The sequence below is a fragment of the Brevundimonas sp. GN22 genome (assembly GCF_054824005.1).
The window spans coordinates 1-5,376 of record NZ_JSYD01000124.1; the positions used below are offsets into that span (position 1 = coordinate 1).

5 protein-coding genes are annotated in these 5,376 nt (G+C 63.1%); 1 reads left to right on the forward strand and 4 read right to left on the reverse strand.

The genetic code is table 11. The annotated features are described in order from the left end of the window. Both OB03_RS13910 and OB03_RS13915 read right to left on the reverse strand, forming a co-directional pair. Positions 1-355, reverse strand: a 355-nt coding sequence (locus OB03_RS13910) for a FeoB small GTPase domain-containing protein (RefSeq protein WP_461344554.1), incomplete at its 3' end; no start/stop codon positions are given. Positions 356-357: 2 nt separating this feature from the next. Then, a complete protein-coding gene (locus OB03_RS13915; RefSeq protein WP_242914228.1) occupies positions 358-624 on the reverse strand; it encodes a FeoA family protein in 267 nt (88 codons plus the stop codon). 198 nt (positions 625-822) lie between these two features. Between OB03_RS13915 and OB03_RS13920 the strand changes: the two genes are divergently transcribed. Continuing rightward, positions 823-1,332, forward strand: coding sequence for a c-type cytochrome (locus OB03_RS13920; protein ID WP_461344555.1), 510 nt, complete (start codon positions 823-825; stop codon positions 1,330-1,332). Positions 1,333-1,394: 62 nt separating this feature from the next. On the opposite strand, the gene OB03_RS13925 is transcribed toward OB03_RS13920, so the two are convergent. Next, positions 1,395-4,580, reverse strand: coding sequence for an efflux RND transporter permease subunit (locus OB03_RS13925; protein WP_242914395.1), 3,186 nt, complete (start codon positions 4,578-4,580; stop codon positions 1,395-1,397). Further along, positions 4,580-5,376 (reverse strand): efflux RND transporter periplasmic adaptor subunit (locus OB03_RS13930; RefSeq protein WP_461344556.1); only part of this gene is annotated, 797 nt, incomplete at its 5' end. The genes OB03_RS13925 and OB03_RS13930, both read right to left, overlap by 1 nt.

The window sequence follows — 5,376 nt, forward strand, 5'->3', positions numbered from 1 at the left end:
GCCCGACCTGCTTCAGTTCCTGCGCAAGACGCAGGACAAGGCGCAGATTGGTGGAGTCGGCCACCAGAACCATCACGTCCTGTTCCGGCGTGTCCTTGCGCTGACCCAGAACGATGTCGCGGGTGACTTCTTCGTCCAGCGAGCGGGCACGCAGCGAATAGGTCCCCGGCAGATCGGTGACGGTCATCGCCTGACCGTCCGTGCCGATCACGCGACCTTCCTTGCGCTCGACCGTGACGCCGGCATAGTTGGCGACCTTTTGGTGGGAACCCGTAAGCGCGTTGAACAGCGCGGTCTTGCCGCTGTTCGGGTTGCCGATCAGGGCAAACCGAACGGCTCTGTTTTGGTCCGTCATACTCAGGCGGCCTCGATCTCGATTGTCAGATTGACCGCCTCGTGGCGACGCAGCGCGACGCGCATGTCATCGACCTTGATGGCGATGGGATCACGTCCGAAAAGGCCCTCGTGCAGAAGCTCGACGTGCGCGCCTTCAACCAGCCCCAGTTCCAGCAGGCGGCGTTCCAGCTCGATCTCGTGTTCCTGATGATGGCAGTGGGTGCCCACTTGCACGATGACGCCGCGGTCCCCACGCCGCGCCTCACTCAACCTGATGGTTTTGGACATTTTTCTCAGTTCTGGCAGCGCGAGGCGCTCACTCCGACGGTTTTGATAGTGATTATCACCTTCGACGGCGCAGCGTCCAGTAACAGTGGCGGTAACATTGCTGCGCTATTTTGAAGCGCGCACCACACGGTGGGCATTCTGTCCGGTTTGGCGAACCAAAGGTTTCGACTAAAAGACCGCATCGCTTGTGAGGTCTGAATGTCTGCGAAACTTAAACCCGCCCCGATGATTGCGACCCTATCGTCGGTTATCGCTTGCGCCTTGGCCCTTTCGGCTTGCGGGTCCGAGCCAGCTGCGGGACCAGCGCCCAAGAGCGGCCAGCCCGCACCGACCCATGCCGAGAAGGCACTGCTGCTGGCCAGCCTCCCCGCCCCGTACAATGCCGGTGATCTGGAGAATGGCCGTCGCGTCTTTGCCCGTTGCCGCTCCTGCCACACCATCACCGATGGCGGACCCAATATGACGGGCCCCAACCTCTATGGAGTCTTCGGTAGCGAGGTCGGCACCCACGAGAAGTTCCGCTATTCCGAAGCTCTGAAATCTGCCGACTTCGTCTGGGACGCCGATAAGTTGAACCAATGGCTGGAGCGCCCGGGCGACTTCTTGCCGGGCAATAAAATGAGCTTCGTCGGCATCGCCGCCGAGCAAGACCGCCGCGACGTCATCGCCTTCCTGAAGGTCGAAACGGGTTATGCGCCCGCTAAATAGCTTTCGGGCGAAATCCTCAACTCGATAAAAAAAAGGCCGCCCGATAAGGGCAGCCTTTCTTGTTAGTGACCGGGGGTCATGTCCGGTTCGCGACCCGCGCGACGCTCTTCGGCTTCCCACTCTTCGATGAGACGGGTGGTGTATTCCGGCGAACGCGTGAAGCGGGCCAGAACGCCATAGATCACCGGCACCACGAACAGGGTCAGCAGCGTGGCGAACAGAGCCCCACAGAAGATGACCGAGCCGATGGTCTGGCGGCTACCGGCACCTGCGCCCTGCCACAGCATCAGCGGCAAGGCACCGAAAGCCGCAGCCAGCGAGGTCATGACGATCGGACGCAGACGCAAGGCGGACGATTCGATGATCGCCTCGCGGATGGTTCTGCCCTGATCGCGCAACTGGTTTGCGAACTCGACGATCAGAATGCCGTTCTTGGCCGCGATACCAACCAGAATGATCAAGCCGATCTGGCTGTAGATATTCAGGCTGGAGCCGGTCATCAGCAGGCCGAACAGACCCCCTGCGGCGGCCAGCGGGACGGTCAGCATGATCACCGCCGGCGTGATCCAGCTTTCAAACTGAGCGGCCAGCACGAGGAAAACGAGCAGCAGGGCCAGGATGAAGGCCCACATAACGGCACCACCAGCCTCGGCCTGATCGCGTGCGGTGCCACCCCAGCGGATGTTGACGACGCCTTGAGGCTGCTTGGCCACTTCCTTGTTCAGGAACTCGACCGCATCCGAGATGGTCATGCCCGGACCGAGGTCCGCCGACAGAGTGATAGCGCGCTGGCGGTCCAGACGGCGACGGTCAGGCGTGTCGCCCGAGGTCTTGGTCTTCACCACCGACGACAGAGGCACCAGCTGGCCGGAGCCCGATGCCACATACAGCCCTTCCAGATCCGCAACGCTGCGACGGTTGTCGCGGGCCGTTTGCAAGATCACATCGTATTCCTGACCGCCCTTGATGTAGGTGGTCGCACGGCGCGAACCAAACATGGTTTCCAGCGTGCGGCCGATTTGCTGGGTCGATACGCCTAGTGCAGCCGCCTGCTGCGGGTCCACATCCACCAAAACGCGCGGCGCGTTCGGCTCATAGTTCAGGCGCGGACGCGACAGGCCGGGGTTCTCCTGCGCCGCCGCCAGAATGGGCTGAAGCCAGTTGTAGATCGGGCCATATTCGGCACCTGTGACGATCATTTCGACGGACTTGCCGCCACCGCCGCCACCACCGCCACGCTGGAAGGCACCCGGCGTCGAGGCATTGACCTGCGCGCCAGTCTGGCCACGCAGGCGTCCGTTGATCTCTTGCGCGATCTCGGCAGCCGAGCGGTCACGTTCAGACCAGTCAGCGAGGTTTAGCACCACGTTGCCGGAGTTATACGATCCGCCACCGAAGCCCGGCGCGGTCAGCATGTAGTTATCGACCTCGCCGGCCTCACGGTATTCCTCGAGGATCGGCTCAAGGCCGAGCATGATCCCGCGGATGTAGTCGAAGCTCGCCCCTTCCGGGCCCGCAACACGGACCTGAACGCGACCGCGGTCTTCATCCGGCACCAGTTCGCTTGGCAGCAGGAAGGCCATGCCCACCGCGCCCGCACCGATCACAACAACCGCCGCGATCACGCCGCCAACCGCCAAAGGGCGACCGATCAGCATGTTCAACGAGTTTACGTAGGAGTTCTTGAGGCGGTCCATCGCGCCATCGACGAAACGTCCAACCGCACCGACCGACGAGGTCGGACGCAGGATCTTGGACGCCAACATCGGCGAGAGGCTGAGCGCGAGGAAGGCCGAGAAGGCCACAGCCGCAGCAATCGCCGCCGCCAGCTCAACGAACAGACGACCGACATAGCCCGGCAGGAACATAAGCGGCGCAAACACCGACAGCAGCACGATCGTGGTCGCCACGACGGCGAAGAACACCTGACGGGTCCCGCGCTCTGCGGCGATCAGCGGCGGCTCGCCCTGATCCAGACGACGCTGGATGTTCTCGACCACCACAATGGCGTCGTCCACCACCAGACCGATCGCCAGCACGAGTGCAAGCAGGGTGAGAAGGTTCAGCGAGAAGCCCAGCGGGGCCAGAATGATAAAGGTCGCCAGCAGGCAGATCGGTGCCACCACCGACGGAATGATCGCGGCGCGCAGGCTGCCGAGGAAGATGAAGTTCACCAGCGCCACCAGCGCCATCGAAATGCCGATGGTCAGCCAGACTTCATCAATCGCGTGAGAGGTGAAGACCGAGTTGTCGGTGCCGACTTCCAGCGTCGTGCCTGCCGGAAGCGAGTCTCGCACCTCTTCCATCAGGGCGCGGGTGCCCTCCGAAATCTGCAGGTCGTTGGACTGGGCCTGACGGGTAATGGCCAGACCGATCTGGTCCACGCTGTTACCGCGGAACAGACGGCGATGCTCGACCGCACCCTCTTCAACACGGGCAATGTCACCCAGACGGGTCACATAGGTTGCCTGTCCGGCCAGAGTGCCGGCAGCGGTCGAAGCGGAGCCGCGCGTGCCGATAGGCAGGTTGGCGAAGTCTTCAGGGCGCGAGTAGTTACGCGCCACACGAACGGTATAGTCTTTCTGACTGGCCTCCAGCGAACCGGCCGGCAGTTCGACGTTCTGGCTCGACAGCGAGCTTTCAACGTCCTGCACCGTCAGACCGCGTGCGGCCATCGCCTGCGAGTCCAGCCAGATGCGCATGGCATAGGTCTGGTCACCAAAGATGTTGACCTGAGCCACACCCGGAACCGTCGCAAAGCGGTCCACGAGATAGCGGTCCGCATAGTCCGTCAGTTCCAGCCGGTTCAGCGTCGTCGAACGCAGGAACAGGATGATGATCGGCGAAGAGTCCGAGTCAGCCTTGGACACCGTCGGCGGATCGGCCTGATCGGGCAGACGACCCGTGACGCGCGAAATACGGTCGCGGACGTCGTTGGCGGCATCGTCGATATTACGATCGAGCGAGAACTCGATGTTGACGTTCGAGCGGCCGTCGCGGCTGGACGAGGTAATGCGCTCTACGCCCTGAATACCGGCAATCTGCTGCTCGATCGGTTCAGTAATCCGGCTCTCGATAACTTCGGCGGAGGCACCGGCATAGCTGGTGCTGACCGACACGACGGGCGGATCAACGTCAGGCAGTTCACGCACCGGCAGCAGGAAGAACGCCGCCACACCGATAACGCAAAGTACGATGGCACCGACCGCCGCAAAAATGGGGCGGCGGACCGAGAGGTCGGAAAGCATCATGGGCGGGCAGCCGCAGCAGGTGCTGCGCCCTTACCGCCGGCCGGACCGGCACCTTTGCCGCCGCCCTTGCCCGCTTCGCGCACCGGCGCGCCGGGCTGGATACGGTTCAGGCCGGATGCAACGATACGGTCATTGGCATTCAGACCCGAGATGATCTCGACATTACCGTTTTCAACCACGCCGGTTTGAACCTCGACGCGTTGGGCCATGGTGCCATCTTCACTACCGGCCAGACGGTACACGAACGCGCCGGCACCTTCGTACTGCACAGCAGCTTCCGGAACCGAGAGCGCTTCGCGTTGGCCGCGTTGCACAGCCACCCGCATCATCATGCCCGGACGAATGCGTCCACCGGGGTTCGGGAACTCGGCGCGAGCGGTAACCGCGCGGGTTTGCTCGTCAACGCGAACGTCCATCAGTGCGATGCGGCCCGAGAAGGTTTCACCGGGGAAGGCGTCTGCCGTTGCCGTCAGCGGCGTACCGGCACGCAGGTTCGACAAGAAGCGCTCGGGCACAGCGAAGTCCACACGGACAGCGCTCATGTCATCCAGCGTGGTGATAACGGTGCCGGGGCTGATGAGCGTACCGGCGGTAACGGTGCTGAGACCCAGAACGCCCGCGAACGGAGCGCGCAGAACGCGGTCGCCACGGCGCGCCTCGGCGGCGGAAACGGCAGCGCGTGCCGTGGCCAGCGCCGTCTCGGCTTGTTCAGCCAGAACGCGAGGAGCGACACCGCGCTCGGCGAGGATCTTGTAGCGGTCGTATTCGCGTTGAGCCTGCGTGAGTTCGGCGC